General features: G+C 62.0%; 3 protein-coding genes, 2 tRNA genes and 1 pseudogene. 2 read left to right on the top strand and 4 right to left on the bottom strand.

Annotated features, from left to right (window positions below):
* Positions 1 to 199: pseudogene (locus tag DBR12_RS23120) on the top strand (hypothetical protein); the annotation flags it as partial.
* Between the two features lie 10 nt (positions 200 to 209).
* Here DBR12_RS23120 and DBR12_RS17645 read toward each other — a convergent pair.
* The 4 genes from DBR12_RS17645 to DBR12_RS17630 form a co-directional block, all read right to left on the bottom strand.
* Positions 210 to 596, bottom strand: coding sequence for a hypothetical protein (locus DBR12_RS17645; RefSeq protein WP_233244754.1), 387 nt, complete (start codon positions 594 to 596; stop codon positions 210 to 212).
* Between the two features lie 153 nt (positions 597 to 749).
* Positions 750 to 935: a hypothetical protein gene (locus DBR12_RS17640; protein WP_108618455.1), complete on the bottom strand. Its 186-nt coding sequence runs from the start codon at positions 933 to 935 to the stop codon at positions 750 to 752.
* Between the two features lie 368 nt (positions 936 to 1,303).
* Positions 1,304 to 1,388: transfer RNA gene (locus DBR12_RS17635), tRNA-Leu, on the bottom strand.
* Between the two features lie 267 nt (positions 1,389 to 1,655).
* A tRNA-Leu gene (locus tag DBR12_RS17630) sits at positions 1,656 to 1,740 on the bottom strand.
* Between the two features lie 19 nt (positions 1,741 to 1,759).
* On the opposite strand from DBR12_RS17630, the gene rnr reads away from it, so the two are divergent.
* Positions 1,760 to 4,093, top strand: a complete 2,334-nt coding sequence (rnr, locus tag DBR12_RS17625) for a ribonuclease R (protein WP_108618454.1) — start codon at positions 1,760 to 1,762, stop codon at positions 4,091 to 4,093.
* The last annotated feature ends 79 nt before the right edge of the window (positions 4,094 to 4,172 follow it).

Here is a 4,172-nt window from a genome sequence, read left to right as displayed (position 1 = left end):
GTTTCAGTCCGGGCGTGCCAGCCCCGCCGTGATGGCCGCAGCCACCGACACGGCATCCGCACAAGGTTGGCGCAGACCGTTGCTCGCTTGGTTGCTGGTGCAGGTGCAGCGGGCCGAGGCTGCGGGGGATGCTGACACTGCAGCCGCTTTGCGTCGCCGCGTGGGCATCGTCGAGCAGGGCGCAACCCGGGTGAAGTAACCGGAGCAGCTCAGCGCAGGCGCGCCTGGAGTTGGCTCTCGATGTCGCTGCGCTCTGCAGCAAATTGCTGGGCGCTGATCTCGTTAGCTTCAAATTTGTGGGCCATGGACAGCAGCAGCACCGTGTTTTCCAGCCGAGTGTCTTGTTGCAGCGACGGTGGCAGAGCCGTGAGGCGGTCAAAGCTTTGTTTGTACAGCTCACTCCAACTGAGTGCGCCCGCCTGGGCCTGGGCCCGTGCGTTGTCATGCCAACGCGAGAACTCCTCCAGTGTTCCATCCCGGGGACTGGAGCAACCCACAAGCATCCCCAGGAGCGCCAGGAGCGCCAGGGCTGCCCCGTAGTGGGGACTCAAGAGTGAGCGAAGAATGTCTGCAGGGACTCGAAAACGTGGGGTCACGATCGTCCTCCATTCCTGAATGCCACCCGAAAATCAGGGTGTGCAGCGCCGGATGGTACTCTGATGCTATGGTTTTTGCTACGGTGTTGCTGTTTTGACCCACACGCCCGCGCATCGGGCGCGATATCCAAGCTACCCACGCCGTCAGCGGGCTCAGTGCCTCACAAAACCGCTGGACAAAATCTCGTCCAGTCCGGCAGGCAGGTGCAGCATCGAATCGACCGATTGCACGGCCACCTCCGGCATCAGCACGGTCACCGCCGCCAGCACAGCCAGCACCACGGTGCCCAGAAAGGCTGCGACGGCGCGTGCGCCAGGTGGGAGGGAATGGCGTTTCATGATGAAGTCCTCGTCATCAAGAGACAAAAAAGGGTGGGCGTCTCAATGACCGCCCAGGCAGCCGCAATGGCTACCGAATCAGATTTCAGCAAAGTGCCGCAGTTCCGTCTGTAAGACAAGGGCGATAGCGGGGCTTCACAGGAAGGCTGTTACGCCTGGTTGCTTTCTTTGCGAAACCGACATGGGTCACGGATGCGATGGGGCGAGCAGGCAATGCTGCGGTCCCCGGGTTGGATCAAGAGCCGACCATCCTGCGTGATCCGGGCCTTGCGTGTTGAACACGTTGGTGCCGGCGTTCAGGCGTGTCTTTCGGTGCGAGAGGTGCAAAGAAAAAGCCTGCAAGTTTTGCAACTTGCAGGCTTATTATTTGGTGCCCAGGAGAGGACTCGAACCTCCACGATGTTACTCGCTAGTACCTGAAACTAGTGCGTCTACCAATTCCGCCACCTGGGCTTTCAGATCAGCTTTGAATTATAGAGCGTTTTTTGAGGGCTTCAGCCAAGTTGCTCATTTTTCTGAAAATTGTGTGCGGCGGCTTTTTTATCGTGCTGCGTGGCGGCAGGGTTGCGCATCTGCACGAGGCTCCAGTTGGCTCAGTGGGGGTGACCTGCCTGATGCGCGCAACTGGTTCGCGTGCGCAGGTCGCTTGAAAAATAAAAAAGCCGCTGTGTGTGCAGCGGCTTTGATATTTTGAAAACCGTCTCAGGTTCTCGTTAAACTTGGTGCCCAGGAGAGGACTCGAACCTCCACGATGTTACTCGCTAGTACCTGAAACTAGTGCGTCTACCAATTCCGCCACCTGGGCATTTCAGGAAAGACTCAGATTGTATAACAAAAAAACCACCCCCGGCGCGCAACCCGTTGCACATTTGTCGCAGGAAATTGAAGGCAGCGTGCAGGGGCACCGTGATGGACACGGTTTTGTCATCCGCGACGATGGCGAAGGCGACATCTTTATTCCCCCCAACGAAATGCGCGCCGTTCTGCACAAGGACCGTGTGCGCGTTCGCATCGTGCGCCAGGACCGCCGTGGCCGCCCCGAGGGCCGCGTGGTCGAGATCATTGAGCGCCCGCCGCAGCCCATCATCGGCCGTTTGCTGCAGGAAAGCGGGGTGTGGCTGGTGGCGCCTGAAGACAAGCGCTACGGTCAGGATGTGTTGATTCCCAAGGGGGCCACCGGCGCTGCAAAACCTGGGCAGGTCGTTGTTGTTGAACTCACCGAACCTCCCGCCTTGTTCGGCCAGCCAGTGGGCCGTATCACCGAGGTACTCGGTGAGGTCGATGACCCGGGCATGGAGATCGAGATCGCCGTGCGCAAGTACGGCGTGCCGCACGAGTTCTCGGCCGAATGCCTGGCACAAGCCAAGGAGCTTCCGGACAAGGTGCGTGCGCAGGACAAGAAGCGCCGCGTGGACCTGACCGACGTGCCTTTGGTCACCATCGATGGCGAAGATGCCCGCGACTTCGACGATGCCGTGTACTGCGAGCCCGCCAAGGTCGGCCGCAGCAAGGGCTGGCGTCTGCTGGTGGCGATTGCCGACGTGAGCCACTACGTGGAGACCGGCAGCGCTATTGACATCGACGCCTACGACCGCGCAACCAGCGTTTACTTCCCGCGCCGCGTGATCCCCATGCTGCCCGAGAAGTTGTCCAACGGCCTGTGCTCGCTCAACCCTGAGGTGGAGCGCTTGTGCATGGTCTGTGACATGCTGGTCACTGCCAAAGGCGAGGTGCATGCCTACCAGTTCTACCCGGCTGTGATGTTCAGCCACGCGCGCTTCACGTACACCGAGGTCGCAGCCATTTTGGCCAATACGCGCGGCCCCGAGGCCAGCAAGCGCAAGGACCGCGTCAAGGACCTGCTCAACCTGCACGACGTGTACCGCGCGCTGCTCATTGCACGCCAGGCGCGCGGCGCCGTGGACTTCGAGACCACCGAGACGCAAATCGTCTGCGACGAAAACGGCCGTATCGAGAAGATCGTGCCGCGTACCCGCAATGATGCGCACAAGCTCATCGAAGAGGCCATGCTGGCCGCCAATGTGTGCAGCGCCGACTTCATCGCCCAGGGCGGTCAGCCCGGCCTGTTCCGCGTGCACGAAGGCCCCACGCCCGAGAAGCAGGAGATCCTGCGCAACTACCTCAAGGCCATGGCCGTGGGCATGACGATTGGCGACGACCCCAAGCCGGGCGACTTTCAGGCTATCGCCGAGGCGACCAAAGAGCGGCCCGATGCCCAGCAGATCCACACCATGCTGCTGCGCTCCATGCAACAGGCCATCTACACCCCCATCAACAGCGGACATTTCGGCCTGGCGTTTGATGCCTACACGCACTTCACCAGCCCCATCCGGCGTTATCCCGACCTGCTGGTGCATCGCGTCATCAAGGCCATCCTCAACAAGACCCAATACAAACTGCCGTCTTTGCCCACGCCCGGCGAGGCGCATGCCAAGCTGGCCAAACGCCTGGCTTCGCGTGTGGCAGCCCCTGGGACCAAGCCGCGCAAGGATGTGAAGCCGCCTAGCCGCGAGACGCAGGCCTGGGAGGCCGCCGGTTTGCACTGCAGCGCCAACGAGCGCCGTGCCGACGAGGCCAGCCGCGATGTGGAAGCCTGGCTCAAGTGCAAGTACATGCGCGAGCACCTGGGCGAGGAATACAGCGGCGTGGTCAGTGCTGCGACGAGCTTCGGCATCTTTGTGACGCTGGACGCGATGTACGTCGAGGGGCTGGTGCATATCACCGAACTGGGCGGGGAATACTTCAAGTTCGACGAGGCGCGCCAGGAGCTGCGCGGCGAGCGCACCGGCATCCGCTACGCCATCGGTGCCCGCGTGCGGGTGCAGGTGAGCCGTGTGGATCTGGACGGGCGCAAGATCGACTTCCGCCTGGTGCGCGAGGGTGAGGAGCTGCTGGGCCGCGCCCTGAAGGACAAGGGTCTGGGTTCAGATGGCGCCAGCGGCAGCACGCGCAAGGCCGGTGGCCGTGCAGGCGCACGAAAGGCTGAAAAAGGGGCTGCGATGTCGGCGACCGAAAAGGCGGGCCTGACCCGCGAGCGGGCAGCGCGTTCGCCCATTCAGTCGCTGAAGGCCTCGGTCAAAAAGGCGGTGGCGGGCAAGTCCAGCAAGGGCAAGGCGCGCAAGCCGCGCCGGGGCTGATCCGCTGCGGATCACCGGGGGCCGGTTGTTGCATCGGTTTGCTCACTAATTGATAGCTACTACCGCTTGATGAAAGGGC

The organism is Acidovorax sp. HMWF029, assembly GCF_003060895.1.
Lineage (GTDB): Bacteria > Pseudomonadota > Gammaproteobacteria > Burkholderiales > Burkholderiaceae_C > Acidovorax.
This window is presented reverse-complemented; position numbering and strand designations above follow the sequence as displayed.